28 protein-coding genes are annotated in these 22,007 nt (G+C 68.7%); 21 read left to right on the top strand and 7 right to left on the bottom strand.

Annotation, left to right across the window (positions count from 1 at the left end; all coding sequences use genetic code 11):
- Window positions 1-11 precede the first annotated feature (11 nt).
- A complete protein-coding gene (locus ACTHN1_RS07265; protein WP_440470283.1) occupies window positions 12-752 on the bottom strand; it encodes a 16S rRNA (uracil(1498)-N(3))-methyltransferase in 741 nt (246 codons plus the stop codon).
- A complete protein-coding gene (bioA, locus tag ACTHN1_RS07260; RefSeq protein WP_440470282.1) occupies window positions 743-2,143 on the bottom strand; it encodes an adenosylmethionine--8-amino-7-oxononanoate transaminase in 1,401 nt (466 codons plus the stop codon). Before bioA ends, ACTHN1_RS07265 begins: the two co-directional genes overlap by 10 nt.
- 62 nt (window positions 2,144-2,205) lie before the next feature.
- On the opposite strand from bioA, the gene nudE reads away from it, so the two are divergent.
- From nudE to ACTHN1_RS07235, 5 genes are all read left to right on the top strand, one after another.
- Window positions 2,206-2,760: an ADP compounds hydrolase NudE gene (nudE, locus tag ACTHN1_RS07255; RefSeq protein ID WP_440470281.1), complete on the top strand. Its 555-nt coding sequence runs from the start codon at window positions 2,206-2,208 to the stop codon at window positions 2,758-2,760.
- A complete protein-coding gene (gene cysQ / locus ACTHN1_RS07250) occupies window positions 2,757-3,578 on the top strand; it encodes a 3'(2'),5'-bisphosphate nucleotidase CysQ (protein ID WP_440470280.1) in 822 nt (273 codons plus the stop codon). The genes nudE and cysQ overlap by 4 nt, the downstream gene beginning before the upstream one ends.
- On the top strand, window positions 3,562-4,389 hold the full coding sequence (gene mazG, locus ACTHN1_RS07245) for a nucleoside triphosphate pyrophosphohydrolase (protein WP_440470279.1): 828 nt from the start codon (window positions 3,562-3,564) through the stop codon (window positions 4,387-4,389). The genes cysQ and mazG overlap by 17 nt, the downstream gene beginning before the upstream one ends.
- Before the next feature lie 34 nt (window positions 4,390-4,423).
- Complete coding sequence (locus tag ACTHN1_RS07240; protein WP_440470278.1) at window positions 4,424-4,747, top strand: YnfA family protein; 324 nt, start codon at window positions 4,424-4,426, stop codon at window positions 4,745-4,747.
- An 85-nt stretch (window positions 4,748-4,832) separates the two neighbouring features.
- On the top strand, window positions 4,833-5,135 hold the full coding sequence (locus ACTHN1_RS07235) for an Mpo1-like protein (protein WP_440470277.1): 303 nt from the start codon (window positions 4,833-4,835) through the stop codon (window positions 5,133-5,135).
- A gap of 4 nt (window positions 5,136-5,139) precedes the next feature.
- Here ACTHN1_RS07235 and ACTHN1_RS07230 read toward each other — a convergent pair whose 3' ends face one another.
- Window positions 5,140-5,751: an NAD(P)H-dependent oxidoreductase gene (locus tag ACTHN1_RS07230; RefSeq protein WP_440470276.1), complete on the bottom strand. Its 612-nt coding sequence runs from the start codon at window positions 5,749-5,751 to the stop codon at window positions 5,140-5,142.
- 81 nt (window positions 5,752-5,832) lie between these two features.
- Here ACTHN1_RS07230 and ACTHN1_RS07225 point away from each other — a divergent pair, with 81 nt between their 5' ends.
- Window positions 5,833-6,462: a TetR/AcrR family transcriptional regulator gene (locus ACTHN1_RS07225; protein ID WP_440470275.1), complete on the top strand. Its 630-nt coding sequence runs from the start codon at window positions 5,833-5,835 to the stop codon at window positions 6,460-6,462.
- 13 nt (window positions 6,463-6,475) lie between these two features.
- Here ACTHN1_RS07225 and ACTHN1_RS07220 read toward each other — a convergent pair whose 3' ends face one another.
- On the bottom strand, window positions 6,476-6,814 hold the full coding sequence (locus ACTHN1_RS07220; RefSeq protein ID WP_440470274.1) for a DMT family protein: 339 nt from the start codon (window positions 6,812-6,814) through the stop codon (window positions 6,476-6,478).
- A 126-nt stretch (window positions 6,815-6,940) separates the two neighbouring features.
- On the opposite strand from ACTHN1_RS07220, the gene ACTHN1_RS07215 reads away from it, so the two are divergent.
- The 7 genes from ACTHN1_RS07215 (at window position 6,941) to ACTHN1_RS07185 (ending at window position 13,652) form a co-directional block, all read left to right on the top strand.
- A complete protein-coding gene (locus tag ACTHN1_RS07215) occupies window positions 6,941-7,642 on the top strand; it encodes a response regulator transcription factor (RefSeq protein ID WP_079724910.1) in 702 nt (233 codons plus the stop codon).
- Between the two features lie 37 nt (window positions 7,643-7,679).
- Window positions 7,680-8,948 carry a sensor histidine kinase gene (locus tag ACTHN1_RS07210; protein WP_440470273.1) on the top strand — a complete coding sequence of 423 codons (1,269 nt, stop codon included), beginning with the start codon at window positions 7,680-7,682 and terminating at the stop codon, window positions 8,946-8,948.
- Between the two features lie 127 nt (window positions 8,949-9,075).
- Window positions 9,076-10,596 carry an efflux RND transporter periplasmic adaptor subunit gene (locus ACTHN1_RS07205; RefSeq protein ID WP_440470272.1) on the top strand — a complete coding sequence of 507 codons (1,521 nt, stop codon included), beginning with the start codon at window positions 9,076-9,078 and terminating at the stop codon, window positions 10,594-10,596.
- Between the two features lie 5 nt (window positions 10,597-10,601).
- Window positions 10,602-11,342: an ABC transporter ATP-binding protein gene (locus ACTHN1_RS07200; RefSeq protein WP_440470271.1), complete on the top strand. Its 741-nt coding sequence runs from the start codon at window positions 10,602-10,604 to the stop codon at window positions 11,340-11,342.
- Window positions 11,339-12,574: an ABC transporter permease gene (locus tag ACTHN1_RS07195; protein ID WP_440470270.1), complete on the top strand. Its 1,236-nt coding sequence runs from the start codon at window positions 11,339-11,341 to the stop codon at window positions 12,572-12,574. Before ACTHN1_RS07200 ends, ACTHN1_RS07195 begins: the two co-directional genes overlap by 4 nt.
- 43 nt (window positions 12,575-12,617) lie before the next feature.
- The gene (locus ACTHN1_RS07190; RefSeq protein WP_440470269.1) at window positions 12,618-13,244 is read left to right on the top strand and encodes an RNA polymerase sigma factor; all 627 of its coding nucleotides are present in this window, start codon (window positions 12,618-12,620) and stop codon (window positions 13,242-13,244) included.
- A gap of 30 nt (window positions 13,245-13,274) precedes the next feature.
- Entirely contained in the window at window positions 13,275-13,652 is a 378-nt protein-coding gene (locus tag ACTHN1_RS07185) for a VOC family protein (protein ID WP_440470268.1), read from the top strand.
- A gap of 55 nt (window positions 13,653-13,707) precedes the next feature.
- Here ACTHN1_RS07185 and ACTHN1_RS07180 read toward each other — a convergent pair whose 3' ends face one another.
- Together ACTHN1_RS07180 and ACTHN1_RS07175 are read right to left on the bottom strand one after the other, a co-directional pair.
- Entirely contained in the window at window positions 13,708-14,187 is a 480-nt protein-coding gene (locus ACTHN1_RS07180) for a VOC family protein (protein ID WP_440470267.1), read from the bottom strand.
- Between the two features lie 134 nt (window positions 14,188-14,321).
- Window positions 14,322-15,026 carry an SGNH/GDSL hydrolase family protein gene (locus ACTHN1_RS07175; RefSeq protein WP_440470323.1) on the bottom strand — a complete coding sequence of 235 codons (705 nt, stop codon included), beginning with the start codon at window positions 15,024-15,026 and terminating at the stop codon, window positions 14,322-14,324.
- 216 nt (window positions 15,027-15,242) lie between these two features.
- Here ACTHN1_RS07175 and ACTHN1_RS07170 point away from each other — a divergent pair, with 216 nt between their 5' ends.
- The 8 genes from ACTHN1_RS07170 to ACTHN1_RS07135 all read left to right on the top strand — a co-directional run bounded on the left by ACTHN1_RS07170 (window position 15,243) and on the right by ACTHN1_RS07135 (window position 20,943).
- On the top strand, window positions 15,243-15,635 hold the full coding sequence (locus ACTHN1_RS07170; protein ID WP_440470266.1) for a diacylglycerol kinase: 393 nt from the start codon (window positions 15,243-15,245) through the stop codon (window positions 15,633-15,635).
- A 21-nt stretch (window positions 15,636-15,656) separates the two neighbouring features.
- Window positions 15,657-16,406: a TerC family protein gene (locus ACTHN1_RS07165; protein ID WP_440470265.1), complete on the top strand. Its 750-nt coding sequence runs from the start codon at window positions 15,657-15,659 to the stop codon at window positions 16,404-16,406.
- Window positions 16,407-16,571: 165 nt separating this feature from the next.
- The gene (locus tag ACTHN1_RS07160; RefSeq protein ID WP_440470264.1) at window positions 16,572-17,222 is read left to right on the top strand and encodes a LemA family protein; all 651 of its coding nucleotides are present in this window, start codon (window positions 16,572-16,574) and stop codon (window positions 17,220-17,222) included.
- A 21-nt stretch (window positions 17,223-17,243) separates the two neighbouring features.
- Entirely contained in the window at window positions 17,244-18,146 is a 903-nt protein-coding gene (locus ACTHN1_RS07155; protein WP_440470263.1) for a TPM domain-containing protein, read from the top strand.
- Complete coding sequence (locus ACTHN1_RS07150; RefSeq protein ID WP_440470262.1) at window positions 18,146-18,634, top strand: TPM domain-containing protein; 489 nt, start codon at window positions 18,146-18,148, stop codon at window positions 18,632-18,634. The genes ACTHN1_RS07155 and ACTHN1_RS07150 overlap by 1 nt, the downstream gene beginning before the upstream one ends.
- Before the next feature lie 124 nt (window positions 18,635-18,758).
- On the top strand, window positions 18,759-19,637 hold the full coding sequence (gene lgt / locus ACTHN1_RS07145) for a prolipoprotein diacylglyceryl transferase (protein ID WP_440470261.1): 879 nt from the start codon (window positions 18,759-18,761) through the stop codon (window positions 19,635-19,637).
- The gene (locus ACTHN1_RS07140) at window positions 19,634-20,428 is read left to right on the top strand and encodes a thymidylate synthase (RefSeq protein ID WP_440470260.1); all 795 of its coding nucleotides are present in this window, start codon (window positions 19,634-19,636) and stop codon (window positions 20,426-20,428) included. The genes lgt and ACTHN1_RS07140 overlap by 4 nt, the downstream gene beginning before the upstream one ends.
- Complete coding sequence (locus ACTHN1_RS07135) at window positions 20,425-20,943, top strand: hypothetical protein (protein WP_440470259.1); 519 nt, start codon at window positions 20,425-20,427, stop codon at window positions 20,941-20,943. The genes ACTHN1_RS07140 and ACTHN1_RS07135 overlap by 4 nt, the downstream gene beginning before the upstream one ends.
- Here the strand turns inward: ACTHN1_RS07135 and ACTHN1_RS07130 are convergent.
- The gene (locus ACTHN1_RS07130) at window positions 20,940-21,920 is read right to left on the bottom strand and encodes a hypothetical protein (RefSeq protein WP_440470258.1); all 981 of its coding nucleotides are present in this window, start codon (window positions 21,918-21,920) and stop codon (window positions 20,940-20,942) included. The two genes, ACTHN1_RS07135 and ACTHN1_RS07130, sit on opposite strands and share 4 nt — an antisense overlap.
- Between the last annotated feature and the right edge of the window lie 87 nt (window positions 21,921-22,007).

Genomic DNA, 22,007 nt, shown 5'->3' with positions numbered 1-22,007 from the left:
ATGAAAGCCGGCTAGGCGAGATCGCCGAAGCGCGATTGCAACGCGGCGATCGCCGCCAGCCCGGCGGTTTCCGTGCGCAGGACGCGCGGTCCCAGCCGCAGCCCGACGAAGCCGGACGCCAGCAGGATCTCGCGGTCGCGCGGCGACCAGCCGCCTTCCGGGCCGATGGCGATGGTGATGCCGGCGCCACCGGTGGGCGGCGACAGGCCGGCGAGGGACTGCTCGCCAACCGGATCCAGCAGCAGCCGCAGATCCGCGCCATCACAGGCCTGCGCGGCCTGGATCAGGGGGGGCGGCATCGATACCTCGGGAATCCGCGCACGACCGCTCTGCTCGCAGGCCGACACCACCACGCTGCGCCAGTGCGCGACCCGTTTGTCCAGGCGCTCGGCGTCCAGTTTCACCTCGGTGCGTTCGGCGTTCACCGGCTGGATCCGGGCGATGCCGAGCTCGGTGGCCTTCTGCAGGATCAGATCCATCTTCTCGCCCCGCGCGATGCCCTGGATCAGGGTCAAGCGCAAGGGGGATTCGCGCTCGACCGCCAGCGAGGACATCACTTCGACCTGCGTGTCGCGCTTGCCCACGCTGACCAGGCGGGCCATGTAATCCTGGCCGTCGCCGTTGAACAGCACGCACTCGTCGCCCTCGCGCAGGCGCAGCACGCGGGTGAGATGGTTGGCCGCCGTTTCGGGCAGCGCGAAGGTCCGCGCCGGCGCCAGCGGAAGATCGACGTGGCAACGGGTCAGGCGCATGCGACAGCCTCCTCGATGGCGGCGCGGGTGGTGGCGGCGAGCAGTTCCAGTTGCGCCTCGTCCACACAGTAGGGCGGCATCCAGTACAACACATCGCCGAGCGGGCGCAGCACCACCCCACGCACCAGCGCGGCGCGGTAGGCATGCAGGCCGATGCGTCGGCCTGCGTCGAAAGGATGCCGGCGCTCGCCGTCGCGGGTCAGTTCGATGGCCAGGATCATGCCGGCCTGGCGGACATCGGCCACCCACGGCAATTCCTCCAGCGGCGCGGCCAGGGCGGCCATGCGCGCGGCGGTCGCGCGGTTGCGCGCCAGCACGTCGTCCTGCGCGAAGATGTCCAGGCTGGCCAGCGCGGCGGCGCAGGCCAGCGGATTGCCGGTATAGCTGTGCGAATGCAGGAACGCGCGTTCGCGGGAATCGTCCAGGAAAGCGTCGTAGATCGCCTGGGTGGCCAGCACCGCGGCCAGCGGCAGGAATCCGCCGGTCAGGCCCTTGGACAGGCACAGCAGATCCGGCATCACGCCGCTCTGCTCACTGGCGAACAGGGTGCCGGTGCGGCCGAAACCGACCGCGATTTCGTCGGCGATGAGGAACACCCCGTGAGCGTCGCAGAGTTCGCGTGCGCGCCGCAGATAATCGGGATGGTGCATGCGCATGCCGCCGGCGCATTGCACCCGCGGCTCCAGGATCAGCGCGCAGATCTCGCCGGGATGCCGATCCAGCAGATTGGCCAGCGCGTCGGCCGCGCGCCGGGCGACATCGGCATCGGTCTCGCCCGGCTCGGCCAGGTAGGCATCGGGCGAGGGCGTGAACAGCGCCTCGGCCAGCAGCGGCGCGTAGATGCGCCGGTACAGCGGAATGTCGCCGACCGCGAGCGCGCCCAGGGTCTCGCCGTGGTAACCGTTCTCCAGCGCGATGAACCTGGTCCGTCGCGCTTCGCCGCGGTTGTGGAAATAGTGGAATGCCATCTTCAGCGCCACTTCCACCCCGGCCGAGCCGTTGTCCGCGTAGAACACCTTCGCCAGCGGCGCGCGTCCGGGCTGGCGCGGCGCCAGCGCCAGCAGGCGCTCGGCCAGTTCCACCGCCGGGGGATGGCTGAAGCCGGCCAGAATCACCTGTTCCAGTTGCCCGGCCTGGCGCGCGAGCGCGGCGGCGATGCGCGGCTCGGCGTGGCCGAACAGGTTGGTCCACCAACTGCTGACCGCGTCCAGATAGCGGCGGCCGTCCTGTCCAATCAGCCAGGCGCCTTCGCCCCGGGCGATCGGAACCAACGGCAGGGTATGGGGGTGTTCGCGCATCTGCGTGCATGGGTGCCACAGCACCGCGAGATCGCGCGAACGCCAGGTCTCCGCCTCTGCTAGCATTCGGGTTTCATGATTCGTCGCCACCATCCCGCCATGATATCGGCGTGCCTGCCATCCCGTCGCCCGGTTCCTGCCCGCGGAGCGCGGACATGAGCCGTCGCCTGCCGATCATCCACCGGGTGACCGAGCGCAGCGGCGGTCCGCTGGAGCGCAACGTCGAAGAGCTCGATCTCGAGTTCAGCAACGGCGAGCGCCGGCGCTTCCACCGGGTCCGCGCGGACGGCCACGGCGCGGTGGTGGTGGTGCCGCTGATCGACGACGACACCGTGCTGCTGGTGCGCGAGTACGCCGCCGGCGTGCATCGTTACGAACTGGGCCTGGTCAAGGGCCGCATCGACGCCGGCGAGACACCCGAGCAGGCCGCCGATCGCGAGCTCAAGGAAGAAGCCGGTTTCGGCGCGCGGCGCGTGGACGTGCTGCGCAGCCTGACCCAGGCGCCGCTGTACATGAGCCACCAGTCCTGGCTGGTGGTCGCGCGAGATCTGTATCCGGAGCGCCTGCCCGGAGACGAACCCGAGGAGTTGGAAGTAGTGCCGTGGAAGCTTGATGCCCTCGACCAGCTGATGCTGCGCGAGGATTTTTCGGAAGGTCGTTCGCTGGCGGCATTGTTCATCGTCCGCGAATGGCTGCGTACCTCGGCATGAGCCGGATGACCTCGGACCTCCACGAAGCCGTACTCGTCATCGCCCGCGAAGCCGGCGATGCGATCATGGCGGTGTACGAACAGGGCTTCGACGTCACCCGCAAGGCCGACGACAGCCCGTTGACCGCCGCCGACCTGGCCGCGCACCGGGTCATCTCCGAGGGCCTGCGGCGACTGACGCCGGAATGGCCGGTGCTTTCCGAGGAAGCGGCTGACATTCCCTGGCAGACCCGCTGCGCCTGGCCGACCTACTGGCTCGTCGATCCGCTGGACGGCACCCGCGAGTTCATCAAGCGCAATGGCGAGTTCACCGTCAACATCGCACTGATCGAACAGCACATCCCGATCTTCGGCGTGGTGCAGGCGCCGGTCACCGGCGAACTCTGGCATGCCGAACGCGGACGCCATGCGTACCGCCGGCGCGGCCAGGTCGACGAGCAACTGCGCAGCCGCGCGCCCGCGAGGGCGCCGCTGCGGGTGGCCGCCAGCCGTTCGCATCGCGACGCGCGCACCGAGTCGGTGCTGGCGCGGATGGGCGACATCGAACTGGTGGGCCTGGGCTCTTCGCTGAAGTTCTGCCGCATCGCCGAAGGCACGCTCGACGTGTATCCGCGGTTCGGCCCGACTTCCGAATGGGACACCGCCGCCGCGCAATGCGTGCTGGAGGCGGCCGGTGGCGCGCTGTTGGCGCCGGACGGACGCGCCTTCCGCTACAACCGCCGCGAGACCCTGCTCAATGGCGATTTCATCGCCCTGGGCGATCCGGCGCTGCCATGGCGCGAGTGGCTGGAGGACGGCGCCGTTGAACAGACCGCCTGAGCCGCGCGAGATCCGCGAGCTGCTCGACATCATGGCGCGCCTGCGCAATCCCGACGGCGGTTGTCCGTGGGATCTGGAACAGGATTTCGCCACCATCGCGCCGTACACGATCGAGGAAGCCTACGAGGTCGCCGACGCGATCGATCGCGGCGATCTGGACGATCTGAAGGACGAACTGGGGGATCTGCTGCTGCAGGTCGTGTTCCATGCGCAGATGGCGAAGGAGCAGGGGGCGTTCGCGTTCCCCGACGTGGTCGCGGCGATCTGCGACAAGATGATCCGGCGCCATCCGCACGTGTTCGGCGACGACAGTTTCGAGGATGCCGAAGCGCAGACCCGCAACTGGGAAGCGATCAAGCAGGCCGAGCGCGCCGCCGCCGGCAACGCCGACGCCTCCGCGCTGGCGGGCATCTCGCGCGGGCTGCCGGAATGGCAGCGCGCGGTGAAGCTGCAATCGCGCGCGGCGCGGGTCGGCTTCGACTGGCCCGGCCCCGCGCCGGTCATCGACAAGCTGCACGAGGAAATCGGCGAGGTCCAGGCCGAACTGGCGCACGGCGACGTGGTCGCCAACCATGATCGGCTGGAGGACGAGATCGGCGACCTGCTGTTCGTCGCCGCCAACCTGGCCCGGCATGCGAAGATCGATCCGGGCGCGGCCCTGCGTCGCGCCAACCTCAAGTTCGAGCGGCGCTTCCGCACCATGGAAACGCTGGCGGGCGAACGGCGCGAGGCGCTGAAGGATCTGTCGCTCGAACAGCAGGAAGCCTTGTGGCAGCAGGCCAAGCGACAGGAACGCGGCGCGGCGGAGTGAACCGGGCGTCGCGGCGCCGGCGAGGAGGACGCGGATGAAGACCCTGCTGCTGTTCGTCATCACCGCGCTGGCGGAAATCGTCGGCTGCTACCTGCCGTATCTGTGGCTGCGCAAGGGCGGCAGCCTCTGGCTGCTGGCGCCCGCGGCGGCGAGCCTGGCCCTGTTCGCCTGGTTGTTGACCCTGCACCCCACCGCCTCCGGCCGGGTCTACGCGGCCTATGGCGGCGTGTACGTCACCATCGCGATTGGCTGGCTTTGGCTGGTGGACGCGGTCAAGCCGACCCGCTGGGATCTGCTCGGCGCGGGGCTGTGCCTGCTCGGCATGGCGGTGATCATGTTCGCGCCGCGCACGGCCTGAGCCAGCCGGCGGCGCGTTTGCGTCCCCGCGCGGACGGGGACATCATCGCGACGATCGGCACCGCGCCGGACCGGGAGAGCGATCCATGAGCCGTTTCGCCAGTTTCCGCGAGTTCTATCCGTTCTACCTGAGCGAGCACAGCCACCGCACTTCGCGCCGGCTGCATTTCATCGGCAGCTGCGGCGTGCTGTGCCTGTTGGCCTGGACGATTGTCTCGGGCAATGCCTGGTGGCTGCTGGCGGCGCTGTTCTGCGGCTACGGCTTTGCCTGGGTGGGGCATTTCTTCTTCGAGAAGAACCGGCCGGCGACGTTCCGGCACCCCTTCTATTCCTTCGTCGGGGACTGGGTGATGTTCAAGGACATCCTCACCGGACGGATCCGGTTCTAGAGGGTTACGCCGCGTCCGCCACGCAGCCCCGCGGCTGGGTCCGGAGCAGCGCGCGGCCCAGATCGAAGGCCCTGTCCAGGTGCCGGCCCGCGTCTTCGCCACCGGCCGGAACCAGCAGTTCCGAAGTGATCACGCGCGCGCCGCAGTATTCGAAGATGCCGTGATCGATCTGGGTGCGCATCGCGCCGAAGTAGCCGTGCCGCGCATAGGTCCGCATGTCGGCGCCACCGATGGCGAGCAGATGCACCGACAGGTGGCCGAGCCGGCGCTCGTCACGCCCGTCCTTCTCCTCGTAGGCCCATCCCTGCGAGAACACCCGGTCGATCCAGCCCTTGAGCAGGCCGGGCATCGACCACCAGTAGATGGGATAGACCAGCGCCAGGGTGTCGGCGCGGTCGATGCGCGCCTGTTCGGCCAGGACGTCGGCGGGCGCGGGCGCCTGCCGCAGGAAGCGGGCGATGTCGGCTTCGGTGAAGCGCGGATCGAAGCCCTCCCGCGCGAGGTCGGCGATCTCGGCCGAATGCCCGGCGTCCCGCACGCCGTCGGCCAGCCGGCGGGCCACGGCGTGGGTCAGGGAATGGGCCACGGGATGGGCGGTGACGATCAAGGCGTGCATGGAGGCTCTTCGCGAAAAAGGGAGGGATGCGGATATACTTCCAGTAACTTACGGTCAGTAACTTACTTTTGGTATATAGTGGTGTCAAGCCCGTCCGATCTGCCCGATCCGGCCTCTCCGGAACTGCCCGCCCGCAGGCGCCTGTCGCGCGAGGCGCGCTTCCGCCAACTGCTGGAAGCGTCCTGGCGCCTGATCGGCGAGGAAGGCACCGAAGCGCTGTCGCTTGGACGCCTGGCCGAGGTGGCGGGTGTCACCAAGCCGGTGGTCTATGACCATTTCGGTACCCGCGCCGGCCTGCTGGCCGAGTTGTACCGCGATTTCGACGCACGCCAGACCGCGCTGATGGACGCGGCGCTGCGCGAGGGCGCGGCGGACCTGGAGGCGCGCGCAAGCGTCATCGCGCGCTGCTATGTGGAATGCGTGCGGTCGCAGGGACGGGAGATTCCGGGCGTGGTCGCCGCCCTGGCCGGGTCGCCGGAAATGGAACGGATCAAGGGCGAGTACCAGACCGCGTTCATGGCCAAGTGCCACGACCTGCTGGCGCCGTTCGCGCCGGAGCGACGACTGCCGGCGGCGGGCCTATGGGCGCTGCTGGGCGCGGCGGAATCGCTTTCCTATGCCGCGGCCGCGGGAGCCGTTGACGCGGCGCAGGCCATCCGCGCGCTGACCGATCTCATCGTCGGCATTGTCGAGCGCGGGGACGCGTCCTAGCCGGTCCGCCGGCTCACTCGTAGAACATCAGGAACGCCGCGCCGACGATCAGGGCGAAGGCGGCGTAGTGGTTCCATTTCAGCGGCTGGCCCAGGTACCAGGTGGAGAAGCCGGCGAACACGACCAGGGTCAGGATTTCCTGGATGGTCTTCAGCTGCACCACCGAATAGACGGTGCTGCCCAGCCGGTTGGCGGGGACCATCAGGGTGTATTCGAAGAAGGCGATGCCCCAACTGGCGACGATGGCCAGCAGCAGCGGCGAACTGCGGTATTTCAGGTGCCCGTACCAGGCGAAGGTCATGAAGATGTTGGAGCCGAGCAGCAGCACCAGGGGCAGGACGCGGGCGAGCATGGAAGGGGACCGGGAGGAGGATGCGCAAGCCTAGCCTCACTGCGGGCTGAATGGCAGCGGTGGCCTTCACGCGACCTCAACCAGGGGCCGGGTAGCTTCACAAAGCTGAAGCAACAGGGAGCTCATATGCGCCACTCACAGGAAACCGCGGGTCTGGTTCTGGTCGTCGAGGACAACCGCAACATTTCGGAAATGGTCGGCGAATACCTGGAGGGTCGGGGATTCGAGGTCGACTACGCCTCGGACGGACTGGACGGCTACCGGCTGGCCACCGAGAACAGCTATGACGTGGTCGTGCTGGATCTGATGCTGCCGCGCATGGACGGCATGGAGGTCTGCAAGAAGCTGCGCAACGAAGCGCGCAAGTCGACGCCGGTGCTGATGCTGACCGCCCGCGACACCCTGGACGACAAGCTGACCGGCCTGAGTTCGGGAGCCGACGACTATCTGACCAAGCCGTTCGCGATCCAGGAACTGGAAGCGCGCCTGCGCGCGCTGATCCGCCGCGAGCGCCGCCAGGTCGGCGCCGAGGTGCTCAAGGTCGCGGACCTGGTGCTGGATCCGGTGAGCATGCGCGCGACCCGCGGCGGCAACGAGTTGATGCTTTCGCCGATCGGCCTGCGCCTGCTGACCATCCTGATGCGCGAGTCGCCCCGGGTCGTCACCCGGCAGGAGATCGAGCGCGAGATCTGGGGCAACGGGCTGCCGGATTCGGACACCCTGCGCAGCCACCTCTACAACCTGCGCAAGGTGATCGACAAGCCGTTCGACAAGCCGCTGCTGCATACCGTCCAGAGTGCCGGTTACCGGATCGCGGACATCGGCTGACGACCACGGCATAATCCGGCCGGGGAGAGGAGCCGCCATGCCGCAGGGGTTGCCGCGCAAGCTACGCATCGCCTTCATCCTGCAGGCGGTGATGGTCAGCCTGGCCATCGTGCTGGGCGTCTATCTGATCTCGGCCGTCATCAAGCACAGCCTGATGAACACCGCGCTGCAGGAGGAAGCCACCCATTTCTGGGAGCTGTACGACGCCTCCACCGCGCAGCCGCCGCCGAATACCCACAACCTGCGCGGCTACCTGGTGGTCAAGGGCCACTCCAACCTGGTGCTGCCGGACAACCTGCGCGATCTCAAGCCGGGTTTCCACGAGCTCAAGGACGACGACATGCTGGTGCTGGTGGACGAGCAGCCGGCCGGTCGCCTGTACCTGGTGTTCCTGCGCTCGCAGGCCGAGCGGCTGGCGTTCTACTTCGGCACCCTGCCCATCATCCTGACCCTGATCGCGATCTACGTGGTGTCGTGGTTGACCTACCGTGCCTCCAAGCGACTGGTGTCGCCGGTGAGCTGGCTGGCGCGGCAGGTCTCCGAATGGGATCCGCGCCGTCCGGACGTCAGCGGGCTGGCGCCGGACCGCCTGCCGGCGGAAGTGCAGGGCGAGGCGCGCCAGCTGGCGTCGGCCCTGCATGGCCTGGCCCAGCGCGTGGCCTCGCACGTCGCCCGCGAACGCGACTTCACCCGCGACGCCAGCCACGAACTGCGCACCCCGCTGACCGTGATCCGGGTGGCCAGCGACATGGCGATGGCCGAGGAGGCGTCGCCGCGGGTGGTGCGTTCCCTCCAGCGCATCCAGCGCGCCGGCCGCGACATGGAAGCGGTCATCGACGCCTTCCTGATCCTGGCGCGCGAGGCCGAGGTGGAGCCGCAGCGCGAGGATTTCGACGTGGCCGACATCGTGCTGGACGAGGCCGAGAACGCGCGCGCGCTGCTGATCGGCAAGCCGGTCGATCTGGAAGTCAGCTGCCACGCCAAGCCGCGCCTGCACGCGCCGCCGCGGGTGTTCCAGGTGGTGGTCAGCAACCTGCTGCGCAACGCATGCAGCTATACGGACAGCGGACGCATCGACGTGATCGTCGAAGCCGACCGGGTGGTCGTCCGCGATACCGGCATCGGCATGTCGGCCGAATCGATGGAGCGGGTGTTCGAGCCGTTCTACCGCGCCGATCCCTCGCGCCCGCGCGGTAGCGGCCTTGGACTGTCGATCGTCAGCCGGTTGTGCGATCGGTTCGGCTGGAAGATCGAGTTCGAGAGCGAACTGGGCAAGGGCACGGCTGCGACCATCCGCTTCACCTGAGCATCCAGAACAGGGGAGATGAGCGGGAGCCCAACGGGAACCGCGGTCCTCTCTGCGCTGTCAACCGCGGCGCCCGCCGTGCGTTAATGGGCCCGACCTCTCTTTCCGACATTGCCGACTCGCCCGCATGAGCCAGCCGTCCCGCCGTCGTTCCAAGCTCGTCCCCCGCATCGTCCTCGGCATCGCCGTCCTCGCCCTGCTGGGCGCGGGCGCCTGGTACTGGAAGGGCCGCCAGGCCAAGTCCGAGGAAGGCGCCTTCCGCACCGCCGAGGTGGAACGCGGCAACATCCGGGTCGCCATCTCGGCCACCGGCACCCTGAGCGCCATCTCCACCGTCACCGTCGGCAGCCAGATCTCCGGCCAGGTCACCGACGTGCTGGTGGACTTCAACAGTCCGGTGAAGAAAGGCGACGTGCTGGCACGCATCGATCCCAAGACCTACGAGGCGCAGATCGAGCAGGGCACCGCCCAGATCGCCGCCGCCCGCGCGTCGCTGGCGCAGGCCCAGGCGACCCTGCACAACGCCGAACTGGACTACCGCCGCAAGGCCGATCTCGGCCAGCAGAAGCTGGTCGCGCAGAGCGACGTCGACCTGGCCCGCGCCGCGCTGGACCAGGCCCGCGCCCAGGCGAATTCCGCGCAGGCGCAGATCCGCCAGCAGACCGCGTCCACCCAGACCACCCGGGTCAACCTGGAGCGGACCGTGATCCGTTCGCCGGTGGACGGCGTGGTGCTGACCCGCAGCATCGAGCCCGGCCAGACCGTGGCCGCGAGCCTGCAGGCGCCGGAACTGTTCACCATCGCCGAGGATCTGCGCAAGATGAAGATCGAGCTGGCGGTGGACGAAGCCGACATCGGCCAGGTCAAGGTTGGCCAGACCGTGTCCTTCACCGTCGACGCATTCCCGGATCGCCAGTTCAAGGGCCTGGTCGAACAGGTGCGCCTGGCGGCGACCACCACCAACAACGTGGTGACCTATCCGGTGGTCGTGACCGTCGACAACGGCGACGAGATCCTGCTGCCGGGCCTGACCGTCAACGCCGAAATCGAGGTCAGCAAGCGCGACAACGTGCTCAAGGTGTCCAACGCGGCGCTGCGCTACAAGCCCACCAACGAGGACGAACAGGCGCCGGGCGCGCCGCAGGCCGCGCAGGTGCGTGGCGGCGGCGTGATCGAGGATCTGCAGCGCATCGCCGGTGAGCTGCAGCTGACGCCCGAACAGCGCGCGGCGTTCGACGCGGCCGTGCAGGCGGTGCGCGAACGCCAGGCCGCGCGGATGGCGCAGGTCCAGCAGGGCGGCGGCAACCGCCTGTTCGGCGGCGGTCCCGGCGGCGGCGGTCCGCGCATGGTGACCAGCGGCGGCGCCGGCGGCGCGATGCAGGCCCAGATCCGCCAGCGCATGGCCGAGCGTTTCCAGCAGGATTTCGCGGCCTTCCGCGCCACCCTGGATCCGGCCCGGCAGCAGCGCTGGGACAACGAGCTCAAGGCGCTGCTGGCGGCCAAGCGCGCGCCACTGTACAAGCTGGTGGCCGGCAAGCCGGAGCGGATCATGGTGCGGCTGGGCGCCAGCGATGGCAGCGCGACCGAGGTATCCGGCGACATCAAGGCCGGTGATCAGGTGGTCGTCGGCGAGCGCGCCAAGGAATGAGCGCCGTGCCCGTTTCCGCCGGCGACGTGCCGGTCATCCAGACCCGGGCGCTGAGCAAGGTGTATTCGCCGGGCACCGAAGCCGAGGTGGTCGCGCTCAAGGGCGTGGACGTGCGCATCGCGCGCGGCGACTTCGTCGCCATCATGGGACCGTCGGGTTCGGGCAAGTCGACCCTGATGAACCTGATCGGCTGCCTGGACACGCCCTCGTCCGGCACCTACCACTGCGATGGCGTCGACGTGGCGACCCTGGACGCGGAGGAACTGGCGGTGCTGCGGCGGGACAAGATCGGCTTCGTGTTCCAGGGTTTCAACCTGCTGCCGCGGATGAACGCGCTGGAGAACGTGGCGATGCCGCTGGGCTATGCCCAGGTTCCTCCGCACGAGCGCGCCGAACGCGCGCGCAGGGCGCTGGCGGCGGTCGGGTTGGCCGAGCGTGGCGGGCATCGCCCCAGCGAACTGTCCGGCGGCCAGCAGCAGCGCGTGGCGATCGCGCGCGCGCTGATCAACGAACCGCCGATCATCCTGGCCGACGAACCCACCGGCGCGCTCGACAGCCGGACCGGCGAGGAGATCCTGGCGCTGTTCAAGCGCCTGCGCGACGAGGGCCACACGGTGATCCTGATCACCCACGACGCCGACGTGGCCGCCCACGCCGACCGCATCCTGGTGATGCGCGACGGCGAACTGCACGAGGAACCGGGATTCGCGAAGCGGGATTCGGGATCGGGGGAGCGCGCTCCATGAATTTCACCGACATTCTCCGCACCGCGATCTTCGCCCTGCGCGGCAACTGGATGCGCAGCGCGCTGACTTCGCTGGGCGTGATCATCGGCATCGCCGCGGTCATCGTGATGGTCTCGGTGGGCCAAGGCACCCAGGCCGAAATCGACAAGCTGGTGTCCGGCCTCGGATCGCAGCGGCTGGACATCAACCCCGGCGCCGGCCGGGGCGGTGGAGGCGTGCGCATCAGCGGCAGCAGTTTCTTCACCCTGCGCGAAGGCGATGTCGACGCGATCCGCAGCGAGATTCCGGAAGTGCAGTACGTGGCCGGTGCGCTGCGCGGCAATAGCCAGGTGGTGTACGCCGAGAACAACTGGCAGAGCAGCTGGCAGGGCGTGCAGCCGGATTACTTCGACATCAACAGCTGGACGATCGCCAACGGCGAGGGTTTCGATACGCAGGACTACAGCAGCGCCGGCAAGGTGGTGATTCTCGGCGAGACCGTGCGCCGCGAGCTGTTCGGCGAGGAAACCGGCGTCGGCCAGACCGTGCGCATCGGCCGGGTGCCGTTCACCGTGGTCGGCACGCTGGCGCCGAAGGGGCAGGGCGGTTTCGGCCAGGATCAGGACGACGTGATGATGGTGCCGCTGGAAACCGCCCGCCGCCGCCTGATGGGGTCGATGGGCCTGCCGCCGAGCGCGGTGATGCAGATCGCGTTGACCGTCAGCGACGCCAAGGACCTGGGCTACGTGCAGGGTGAAGTCGAGGCGCTGCTGCGCCAGCGGCACAAGATCGCCCCCGGCGAGGAAGACGATTTCAACGTCCGCAATATTTCCGAGATCGTCGCCACCCGCACCGCCACCACCCGCCTGATGTCGTTGCTGCTCGGCGCGGTCGCGACCATTTCGCTGATCGTGGGCGGCATCGGCATCATGAACATCATGCTGGTGTCGGTGACCGAGCGCATCCGCGAGATCGGCCTGCGCATGGCGGTCGGCGCCGGACCCGGCGACGTGCGCCGGCAGTTCCTGGCCGAGGCCATGCTGATTTCGCTGATCGGCGGCGTGCTGGGCATCGCGATCGGCATCGTCGGCGCGCTGCTGGTCGGCAAGTTCAGCGAACTGCCGATCGCCCTGAATGGCCAGGTCATCGGGCTGGCGGCCGGGTTCTCGGTCGCCACCGGCCTGTTCTTCGGCTACTACCCGGCGCGCAAGGCCTCGCAGCTGGATCCGATCGAGGCGCTGCGCTCGCAGTGAGGTCCATCCGCCGCCGGCCGCGCTTCTGCGGCATCATCGGCGGATGGATCTGGATACCTATCGCCAATTGCGTTCGCAGGCGCGCCGGCTCGCGCGCCATGCCGACGATGCCGAGGATCTGGTGCAGGACGCGCTGGTCGCGGGGCTGGAAGCGCAGCGCGCCGACGCGCCCTGGCTGGCCGGAACGATGCGCAACCTGGCGGCGATGCAGGCGCGCACGGCGGTCCGCCGCCGCCGCCGCGAAACGGCGAGCGTGGAAGACCCGTCGATGTCCACGGAGCCGGCGCCACCCTTCGAGCCTGTCGCCGCCACCGCCTGGCTGCGCGCGTGGCCGACCAGCCTGCGGCGGGTGGCGGTGCTGGCGCTGCACGGACTGTCGGCCGAGGAAATCCGCTGGGTGCTGGGCCTGTCCCCGGAGGCGTTCCGCCAGCGGCTCAGCCGCATCCGCAAGGCGCTGGGCGCGTTGCCGCCGGCCGCGCGGGCCGAAAGCCTGGCCCTGGCCTACGTGCGCGATCCCGCACGCAGCGTCGATCTCGAATTCGGCGTGATCCGCCGTCGCCTGCGCGCGGCGCTGGGCGGCGCCACCGGCCTGGCGACCCACGACGCCGATGGCCATCTGCTGGTGATCCGCCGGCCCGGTCACAACTGGCGTCCCGGCGGCAACGGATAGACGGGACCACAACCACAAGGAGGATTCCCAATGCTTTCCCAATGCAAGGTCGGCGCCATCGTGTTCTTCGTCAGTGATCTGGCGCGTTCGATGGCTTTCTATCGCGACACGCTTGGCCTGCCGGTCAACGCCATCGACGGCCACGACGGTCCGTTCGCCCTGGCCGAGGTCGGTGGGCTGACCCTGGTCTTCATCGTCCAGCCGGTCCGGCCGGGCGATTCACCTGTGGTGGTGTTCAGCCTGGACGGCGGCATCGACGACTATGCCGAGGCGCTGGCGCAGCACGGGGTGGAGATCGTCGTGCCGGTCAGCGAGTCGCCGGATGGCGGGTTGTCGCTGGATTTCGTCGATCCGGATCGCAACCTGCTGAGCCTGCACCAGGACGCGGGCCTGCCGCGCCGGAAGTAACCGCGGGAGTCGCGCCTTCCGGGTCACGCGGCCCGGAAGGCGCAATCCGGTTCGTTCAGGCCGCGCCGGGCGCGTTGGCCTGCGACCACGCTTCCATCCGCCGCTGCATCTCCTCCGGCGCGACGTCCTCGACGTGGGTGGACAGCGACCACTTGTGTCCGAAGGGATCCACGACCGTACCGATGCGGTCGCCCCAGAATTCCTGCTTGACCGGGCGTTCGGCGCGCGCGCCGGCCTTGACCGCGCGCGCATAGGCGGCGTCGGCGTCCTCGACGTAGATCATGAAACTGGAGGTGGCGCCGCCGCGGCTGTTCGGCGACAGCGCGTTCATGTCCGGCCATTCGTCGGACAGCATCAGCACGGTATCGCCGATGCGGGTTTCGGCGTGGCCGATGCGATCGCCCATCGGCAGCCGGTACATTTCCTCGGCGCCGAAGGCGTCGCGATAGAAATCCAGCGCCTTGGCGGCGTCATCGACAATCAGGTAGGAGGTGACGCTGTGGTAGCCCTGCGGACGGTACGTGGTGGTAGCCATGACGGGTCTCCTCTGCGGGAGGCCGACCCTACGCCGGTGCGGGTTACGTTCCCGTCTAGGCGGGAAGGTCGGGACGCGCGCGGGAAATCCGCCGGGAAACCCACCGGGAAAATCCGCGCGCGCGTGGCCGCGGGTCAGTTCACGTACGGATCGAGCAGTTCCCGCCAGAGCGCGTAGCCGGCCGCGTTCATGTGCAGGCGGTCGGCCAGGAACAGGTCTTCCCGCGGCTTGCCGTCGGCGTCCAGCATCGGCGTGAACACGTCGACATACACGAAGTTGCGGCGGGCGGACTCGGCCTTGATCAGGGCATTGGCCTCGCGCTGCGCGTCGAGCAGGTGCGCGCGCGACGGACTCGGCTTGGTGGAGATGTAGATCAGGCGGGTGGTGGGCAGTTCGCGGTGGATGAGCTCGGCGAAGGCGACGAAGTCGTCATGCAGCTGCCGCGGCGTGCGGCCGCTGGCGATGTCGTTGTCGCCCGCGTACAGCACCACCGTTTTCGGCTGGTAGGGCAGCACGATGCGATCGGCGTACCAGGTGCTGTCGCGGATCTCCGAACCGCCAAAGCCGCGGTTGATGACCTTTGCGCCGGGAAAATCCCGCGCCAGCGATTCCCACATCCGGATCGAGGAACTGCCGACGAACAGCACCGCGTGCTTCGGCGGCGGCGTGGCGGCGTCCTCGGCCGCGAACCGCTGCATGTCCTGTTCCCACTCCGGGCGGGAGACTTCGGCGGGGATGGCCGGCGCCCGCTTCGCGCCGTGACCGGCGGGCGCGGTGGCGCAGGCGGACAGCGCCAGCAGGGCCGGCAGCAGCAGGCAGGCGAGTCGGCGCACGGGCAGCGGAAAACGGGACATCGGGCAGGGCTCCGGACGGCGGAAAGGGGCCAGTGAAGCAGCCGGGGCGGCCAAAGGCAAACCCATACGTGCCGGTAAGGCACCCCGATATGGCAAGATCGGCGCCTTCACGGACCTTCCGCATTCCATGCCCGCTGCCGCCACGCCCCATTCCCCGCATTGCCCGCCTGCCCAGATCGCAGGCTGATCGGAGCTACCGGCATGGCGGACGAAATCGGACACATGCCCCGGGGCCCGGGGCGCATCCTGAAGGCGGCGGTCTGGTCGATGCAGGGGCTGCGCGCGGCCTGGCTGCACGAGTCCTCGTTCCGGCTGGAGGTCTACCTGCTGGTGGTGCTGACGCCGCTGGCCCTGTGGCTGGGCCACACGCCGGTGGAACGCGTGCTGCTGATCGGCAGTTGCCTGCTGGTGCTGGCCGCCGAACTGCTGAACTCCGCGATCGAGGCGGTGATCGAGCGCTATGGCCCGGAGCATCACGAACTGGCCGGACGCGCCAAGGACATGGGCTCGGCGGCGGTGTTCGTGCTGATGATGAACGTGTTGCTGTGCTGGGGCCTGATCCTGTGGCCCCGCCTGTCCGAACTTTTTTCCTGATCAAGCAAGGTTGCGAATCGAATGAGTCTTGAGTTCCTGGCCGACCCCAACGTCTGGCTGACCCTGGTGACGCTGAGTGCGCTGGAAATCGTCCTGGGCATCGACAACCTGGTGTTCATCTCCATCGCGGTGAGCAAGCTGCCGGCGCACCAGCGCCCGAGCGCGCGCCGTTTCGGCATCGCGGTGGCCTGCGTCACCCGTATAGGCCTGCTGGTCTCGCTGGCGTTCCTGGCGCGGATGCAGAACGATCTGTTCACCGTGGGCGGGATGGGCATCTCGATCCGCGACCTGGTGCTGATCCTGGGCGGCATCTTCCTGCTGGTGAAGGGCAGCATGGAGATCAAGGAACTGATCACCGGCGGCGAGGACGAGGATCCGACCACCACCCGCGCATCGGCGGTGTTCGGCCTGGTGATCGCGCAGATCGCCATCATCGACATCGTGTTCTCGCTCGACTCGGTCATCACCGCGGTCGGCATGGCCCAGCACATCCCGATCATGGTCGCCGCGATCCTGCTGGCGGTGGCGGTGATGCTGCTGGCGGCCAACCCGCTGGGCCGCTTCATCGACGCCAACCCGACCATCAAGATGCTGGCGCTGGCGTTCATCGTGCTGATCGGCGTGGTGCTGATCCTGGACGGCTTCGAGATCCACGTGCCCAAGCCCTATGTCTACTTCGCCATGGGCTTCTCGGTGATGGTCGAGTGGCTGAACCTGCTGATGCGCCGTCGCGCGGCGAAGAAGCACATCCCGGGCGCCGGCAACTGGTAAGCCCGGCCGCCGTTCATGGTTCCACCGACGCCCGGCTTCCGCCGGGCGTCTGCTTTCGGGAGCGGCGGGTCGGCAACGGCGGCGGCGGCGTCGTTGCCGCGGCGCGGTTGCATCCTTCATCGCCGGGTGCTGCAATGCCGCCGTCCCTGCCGAAGGAGTGGAGCCATGCGTCTGTTCGTCCGTTCGCTCGTGCTGGTCGCGCTGGCCGTGTTGCTGTCCGGCTGCGGCTACAACGCCATCCAGCAGAAAGACGAGGCGGTCAAGGCCGGCTGGTCGGAAGTCCTGAACCAGTACAAGCGCCGCGCCGATCTGATTCCCAACCTGGTCAAGACCGTGCAGGGCTACGCCCAGCAGGAGCGCCAGGTGCTGACCGACGTGACCAACGCGCGCGCCCGGGTCGGCCAGATCCAGGTCAACGCCGACGATGCGGCGTCCCTGCAGCAGTTCCAGCAGGCCCAGGGCGAACTGTCCAGCGCGCTGTCGCGCCTGCTGGTGGTCACCGAGAACTATCCGAACCTGAAGTCCGATCAGTCCTTCCGCGATCTGCAGGCACAGCTGGAAGGCACCGAGAACCGCATCACTGTCGCCCGCGGCCGCTACATCCAGACGGTGCAGGACTACAACACCTACATCCGCTCGTTCCCGCAGGTGATCACCGCCAAGATCTTCGGCTACAAGGAAAAGCCGAACTTCACGGTCGAGAACGAGGCGCAGATCCAGCAGGCGCCGCAGGTCGACTTCGGCACCGCGCCGCCTCCGCCGGCCGCGCCGCAGCCTTCTGCGCCGCCGGCTTCGCAGCCCGCGCCGGCCAACTGACACCCCGTCGCGATCGCGCCGATGCTGCGCCGCGCGCTGGCCTGTGTGCTGCTGTGGTGCTGCCTGCTGCCGGTGGCGGCGCAGCAGCTGGCGGCCATTCCCGCGCTGGATTCGCCGGTGGTCGATACCACCGGCACGCTGGACGCCGCGCAGAAACAGCAACTGGAACAGCAGGCGCTGGCGCTGCAACAGCGCAAGGGCAGCCAGTTGCAGGTGCTGATCGTGCCCACGACCGAGCCGGAAGCCATCGAACAGTACACGCAGCGGGTGTTCGAGCAGTGGAAGCTGGGCCGCAAGGGCGTGGATGACGGCGTGCTGCTGCTGGTCGCCAAGAACGATCGGCGCGTGCGCATCGAGCCGGGTTACGGATTGGAAGGGGCCATCCCCGACGCCATCGCCAACCGGGTCATCCAGGAATACCTGGTGCCGAAGTTCCGTGCCGGCGACTACGGCGGCGGCATCACCGACGCCACCGCGGTGCTGGTCAAGCTCATCGACGGCGAGGCGCTGCCCGCGCCGGTCAGCGACAACCGCCCGGAGCGTTCGCGTGGCGGCGACTGGCTGTTCGCGCTGTTCGCCGCCTTCGTCATCGCTACCATCGTGCGCGGCGTTTTCTGGCGCGCGCCCGCCGGCATCCGCGGCCTGTTCACCGGCGCCGCCTCGGGTGGCACCGCGTTCCTGCTGTCGTCGTTGCTTCCGATGGCGGGAATCGCCGGCGTGTTCGGCCTGATTTACGGCCTGCTGTCCGTGTCCAGCGGCGGCGGCGGCGGACGCTACGCCCGCCACCGCGACTGGGGTGGCTGGGGCGGCGGTGGCGGCTGGGGAAGTGGTGGAGGATTCGGCGGCGGTGGCGGCTTCGGTGGAGGCGGCTGGGGCGGTGGCGGCGGCATGTCCGGAGGCGGTGGCGCCTCGGGGAGCTGGTGATGCGCCTGCTGCGCCATCTGTTCCCGCCTTCCGCGCGCCGGCTGTTCCCCGCCGACAGCCTGGAGCGCATCGCCGACGCCATCCACCAGGGCGAACAGCGCCATCGCGGCGAAGTGATGTTCGCGGTCGAAGCGGACCTGCCGATGCAGGCCGTGCTGCGCGGCATGCAGGCGCGCGAGCGCGCGCACGAGGTATTCGCGCGCCTGCGCACCTGGGACACGGAAGCCAACAACGGCGTGCTGATCTACCTGCTGCTGGCCGACCACCGCATCGAGATCGTCGCCGACCGGGGCCTGCGCGGACGCGTCAGCGACGAGCAGTGGCGCGGGGTCTGCCAGTTGATGGAAGAACACCTGCGCGCCGGTGACGCCGAAGCCGCCGTGATCCGCGGCATCGCCGCGGTGTCGGATCTGCTGGCGGCCTTCTACCCGCAGGACGGCAGCCAGCCGGACGAGGACGAACTGCCCAACCGGCCGCACATCTTCTAGCGCCGTGCAGGCGGCGTGATCCCGGCGGCGAGCCTTGCCGCCGGCTGTCGCCGGGGTTGCGGCAGGCGGCGCAAGCGGTCGGGCTGGGGCAAAATAGGGCATTCCCTGCCGGTCCCCGAGGCGCATGATCTACCTCCACCAGATTGACCCCATCGCCCTTTCCTTGGGGCCGCTGAAGCTGCACTGGTATGGCCTGATGTATCTGCTGGGTTTCATCGCGGCCTGGTGGCTGGGGCAGCGGCGGGTGCGCGCCGGCCGCTTGCCGGGGGTGGACGCCAACGGTTTCTCCGACCTGCTGTTCTACGCCATGCTCGGCGTGGTCCTGGGCGGGCGCTTGGGCTACATCCTGTTCTACGGGCTGGAGGGATTCCTCGCCCATCCGTTGTCCATCTTCAAGGTGTGGGAAGGCGGCATGAGCTTCCACGGCGGCCTGCTGGGCGTGATGACCGCCGCGCTGTGGTGGTCGCGCCGCCAGCGCATGCATTTCTTCGACACCATGGATTTCGTCGCCCCGCTGGTGCCGCTGGGCCTGGGCTTCGGCCGCATCGGCAATTTCATCGGCGCCGAATTGTGGGGCAAGTACACGAAGGCCGGCTGGGGCGTGATTTTCCCGACCGATCCCGCGTTGAAGGACTTTTCCGCCGCGCAGTTGCAGGCGCAGTACGCCGCCGGCGCGCTGGACCGGTTCGCCCGCCATCCCTCGCAGCTCTACCAGGCGTTCCTGGAAGGCCTGGTGATGTTCGTGGTGTTGTGGTGGTTCTCCCGCCAGCCGCGGCCGCGCTACGCGGTCTCCGGCCTGTTCGCGCTGCTCTATGGCGTGTTCCGCTTCGTGGTCGAGTTCGTGCGCGTGCCGGACGAGCAGCTCAGCTACCTGGCGTTCGGCTGGCTCACCATGGGCCAGCTGCTGAGCGTGCCGCTGATCCTGCTGGGCGTGTACCTGCTGTGGTTGTCGCGCCGCTCGCCCGTCCTGCAACCCGTCGCTCCCGCCAAGGAATCCGCATGAAGCCGTACCTCGATCTGCTGCGCCACGTGCTGGAGCAGGGCGCCGAGAAATCCGATCGCACCGGCACCGGCACGCGCAGCGTGTTCGGCTGGCAGATGCGCTTCGACCTGGCCGAAGGCTTCCCGTTGGTCACCACCAAGAAGCTGCACCTGCGTTCGATCGTCCATGAGCTGCTGTGGTTCCTGAAGGGCGAGACCAACATCGCCTACCTGAAGGACAACAAGGTCAGCATCTGGGACGAGTGGGCCGATGAGGCGGGCGAGCTCGGCCCGGTCTACGGCAAGCAATGGCGGCGCTGGGCGACCGCCGACGGTGGCGAGATCGACCAGATCAAATGGGTGGTCGAGGAAATCAAGCGCAATCCGGATTCGCGCCGCCTGATCGTCAGCGCCTGGAACGTGGCGGATCTACCGAAGATGGCGCTGATGCCCTGCCACACGATGTTCCAGTTCTACGTGGTCGACGGAAAGCTGAGCTGCCAGCTGTACCAGCGCAGCGGCGACATCTTCCTGGGCGTGCCGTTCAACATCGCCAGCTACGCATTGCTGACCCACATGGTGGCGCAGGCCACCGGACTGGGCGTGGGCGACTTCGTGCATACGCTGGGCGACGCGCACCTGTATTCCAACCACTACGAACAGGCGCGTGAACAGCTCGCGCGCGAGCCGCGCAAGCTGCCGACGCTGCGACTGAATCCGGACGTCACCGATCTGTTCGCTTTCAGCTACGACGACATCGAAATCCTCGGTTACGACCCGCACCCGGCCATCAAGGCGCCGGTCGCGGTATGACCGAAGCCGACGAAGTGGCGGAGGTCGGCTTCCGCCGCGACGATGCCTACCTGCGCGAGCAGTACCTCAAATGGTGGCTGTTCCGCAGCGGCTGGCGTCGTTGGCTGTGGCTGGCCTCGTGGCTGCTGGCCATCATCGCGTTGGTGGTGATCCTCACGACGAGCGCGCCAGGCCTGCGTTTGCCCGCCGTGGTGGTGGTCGCGGCCGGCCTGGCGCAGGGCGTGATGCCGTGGCTGGAGTTCCGGCGCTGGAAGCGAACCGCGCTCGGTGGCCTGGATACCATGCCGGATCTGCGCCTGTCGGTGGACGCCGGCGTACTGCGGTTTGGCGCCGGACCCAACGTGCGCTATGACGCCGCGGGGGAAGTGGTGCGCGTGGCCGGCGGTCGGTTCGTCTATGAGCAGGGAAGCCATGGCCGGCACGTGTACCTGCCGGATCGCTGGTGGAACGATCCCCGCACGCAGGCCTTGCTGGCCCGCTGGCGGCCCGCGTCGCCGGCGGACGCGCCGCGCTAGCGCGACGGCGTGTCGCGGCAACCGCTGACGCAGCGGAAGTACGCCGCCGCGCCCGGATAATCCACGGTCATGACGAAGTGGCGGAAGGCGTTGCCGCCCAGCGCGCCGTCCACGCGCGCGTCCATGAAGCTGGACATGAAATCGTGGAAGTTGCGGTTCTCCCGATGGGTGAACCAGACCGGGCCCACCTTGTAGCCGGCGACGATCACTTCCGGCACTTCGATCATCGCCGAGCCCATGCCGGCCTGCGCGTTCTCGATGACGCGCCACTCCGGATGCGCCTTGCGCCAGGACTGGAACACGCTGTCGGTGATCATGCTGGTGGCGCGTTCCGGCGGGCCGCCATCCGCGAGCTCGGCCAGCGCCTGCGGCGTGAGTACGGTCATCGCGCCGGTATCCAGCAGCAACGAGTGTTGCCTGCCGTCGATGCTGACCTGCAGGCGCGGGAAATCCGCCACCCGCGTCCCGTGCTCGTCGGTCTTGAAGCCCAGCGCGAGCCGGCGCAGGTCCGGCGAGGGTTTCCAGTCCCCGGCCTCGCGGCGGAAACGGCGTCCGGGATAGTCCCAGGTCCAGATGCGGCCGCCGAACCAGGCCTGGCCCAGGATGCCGTCGTCCTGGCTGGTGCCCGGCAACTGCGGGCCGGCCAGCGCGCTCGGCAGCACCATCAGGCGGCCGTCGTCGGCCAGTGGCGGAGGAATGCCGGCCTCCAGCGCGAACGCGGGCAGGCGGGTGATGCGGGCGCGGTCGCCCAGTTCGCGCCGCGCGTCCGGATCCTCCAGCGGCGACAGCGGCAGCTTCAGCCGTTCGACCGCTTCCTGCTTGAGGAACATCCCGCCGCCGGTATCGGTGTACAGGCGCAGGCGTTCTCCCTGCGCTCCCCGCGCCTCCAGATAGACGCGATCGGATTCGAAGCTTGCGGGAAGCGATTGGCCCGCGCTGGCGGTCGCGCCCAGCAGCAATCCGGTGGCCAACAGCATCGTTCTGGCTTGCGAGGGCATCCGGCCTTCCCCGAAGATGGTGTGCGGCGAAAGTACGCCGCGTTCCCCACGCCTGCAATACGCCGG

This window comes from Pseudoxanthomonas sp. (genome assembly GCF_051953815.1).
In the GTDB taxonomy this organism is placed as follows: Bacteria; Pseudomonadota; Gammaproteobacteria; order Xanthomonadales; family Xanthomonadaceae; genus Pseudoxanthomonas_A.
Note: the sequence above shows the minus strand (reverse complement) of the source record. Positions and strands in the feature narration are given on the sequence as shown.

Excerpts from the sequence above, each read along its gene's own strand:
- ACTHN1_RS07265 (WP_440470283.1), bottom strand. The coding sequence starts at position 752 with ATGCGCCTGACCCGTTGCCACGTCGATCTTCCGCTGGCGCCGGCGCGG.
- bioA (WP_440470282.1), bottom strand. The coding sequence starts at position 2,143 with ATGGTGGCGACGAATCATGAAACCCGAATGCTAGCAGAGGCGGAGACC.
- nudE (WP_440470281.1), top strand. The coding sequence starts at position 2,206 with ATGAGCCGTCGCCTGCCGATCATCCACCGGGTGACCGAGCGCAGCGGC.
- cysQ (WP_440470280.1), top strand. The coding sequence starts at position 2,757 with ATGAGCCGGATGACCTCGGACCTCCACGAAGCCGTACTCGTCATCGCC.
- ACTHN1_RS07240 (WP_440470278.1), top strand. The coding sequence starts at position 4,424 with ATGAAGACCCTGCTGCTGTTCGTCATCACCGCGCTGGCGGAAATCGTC.
- ACTHN1_RS07235 (WP_440470277.1), top strand. The coding sequence starts at position 4,833 with ATGAGCCGTTTCGCCAGTTTCCGCGAGTTCTATCCGTTCTACCTGAGC.
- ACTHN1_RS07230 (WP_440470276.1), bottom strand. The coding sequence starts at position 5,751 with ATGCACGCCTTGATCGTCACCGCCCATCCCGTGGCCCATTCCCTGACC.
- ACTHN1_RS07220 (WP_440470274.1), bottom strand. The coding sequence starts at position 6,814 with ATGCTCGCCCGCGTCCTGCCCCTGGTGCTGCTGCTCGGCTCCAACATC.
- ACTHN1_RS07215 (WP_079724910.1), top strand. The coding sequence starts at position 6,941 with ATGCGCCACTCACAGGAAACCGCGGGTCTGGTTCTGGTCGTCGAGGAC.
- ACTHN1_RS07210 (WP_440470273.1), top strand. The coding sequence starts at position 7,680 with ATGCCGCAGGGGTTGCCGCGCAAGCTACGCATCGCCTTCATCCTGCAG.
- ACTHN1_RS07205 (WP_440470272.1), top strand. The coding sequence starts at position 9,076 with ATGAGCCAGCCGTCCCGCCGTCGTTCCAAGCTCGTCCCCCGCATCGTC.
- ACTHN1_RS07195 (WP_440470270.1), top strand. The coding sequence starts at position 11,339 with ATGAATTTCACCGACATTCTCCGCACCGCGATCTTCGCCCTGCGCGGC.
- ACTHN1_RS07190 (WP_440470269.1), top strand. The coding sequence starts at position 12,618 with ATGGATCTGGATACCTATCGCCAATTGCGTTCGCAGGCGCGCCGGCTC.
- ACTHN1_RS07185 (WP_440470268.1), top strand. The coding sequence starts at position 13,275 with ATGCTTTCCCAATGCAAGGTCGGCGCCATCGTGTTCTTCGTCAGTGAT.
- ACTHN1_RS07180 (WP_440470267.1), bottom strand. The coding sequence starts at position 14,187 with ATGGCTACCACCACGTACCGTCCGCAGGGCTACCACAGCGTCACCTCC.
- ACTHN1_RS07170 (WP_440470266.1), top strand. The coding sequence starts at position 15,243 with ATGGCGGACGAAATCGGACACATGCCCCGGGGCCCGGGGCGCATCCTG.
- ACTHN1_RS07165 (WP_440470265.1), top strand. The coding sequence starts at position 15,657 with ATGAGTCTTGAGTTCCTGGCCGACCCCAACGTCTGGCTGACCCTGGTG.
- ACTHN1_RS07160 (WP_440470264.1), top strand. The coding sequence starts at position 16,572 with ATGCGTCTGTTCGTCCGTTCGCTCGTGCTGGTCGCGCTGGCCGTGTTG.
- ACTHN1_RS07155 (WP_440470263.1), top strand. The coding sequence starts at position 17,244 with ATGCTGCGCCGCGCGCTGGCCTGTGTGCTGCTGTGGTGCTGCCTGCTG.
- ACTHN1_RS07150 (WP_440470262.1), top strand. The coding sequence starts at position 18,146 with ATGCGCCTGCTGCGCCATCTGTTCCCGCCTTCCGCGCGCCGGCTGTTC.
- lgt (WP_440470261.1), top strand. The coding sequence starts at position 18,759 with ATGATCTACCTCCACCAGATTGACCCCATCGCCCTTTCCTTGGGGCCG.
- ACTHN1_RS07140 (WP_440470260.1), top strand. The coding sequence starts at position 19,634 with ATGAAGCCGTACCTCGATCTGCTGCGCCACGTGCTGGAGCAGGGCGCC.
- ACTHN1_RS07135 (WP_440470259.1), top strand. The coding sequence starts at position 20,425 with ATGACCGAAGCCGACGAAGTGGCGGAGGTCGGCTTCCGCCGCGACGAT.
- ACTHN1_RS07130 (WP_440470258.1), bottom strand. The coding sequence starts at position 21,920 with ATGCTGTTGGCCACCGGATTGCTGCTGGGCGCGACCGCCAGCGCGGGC.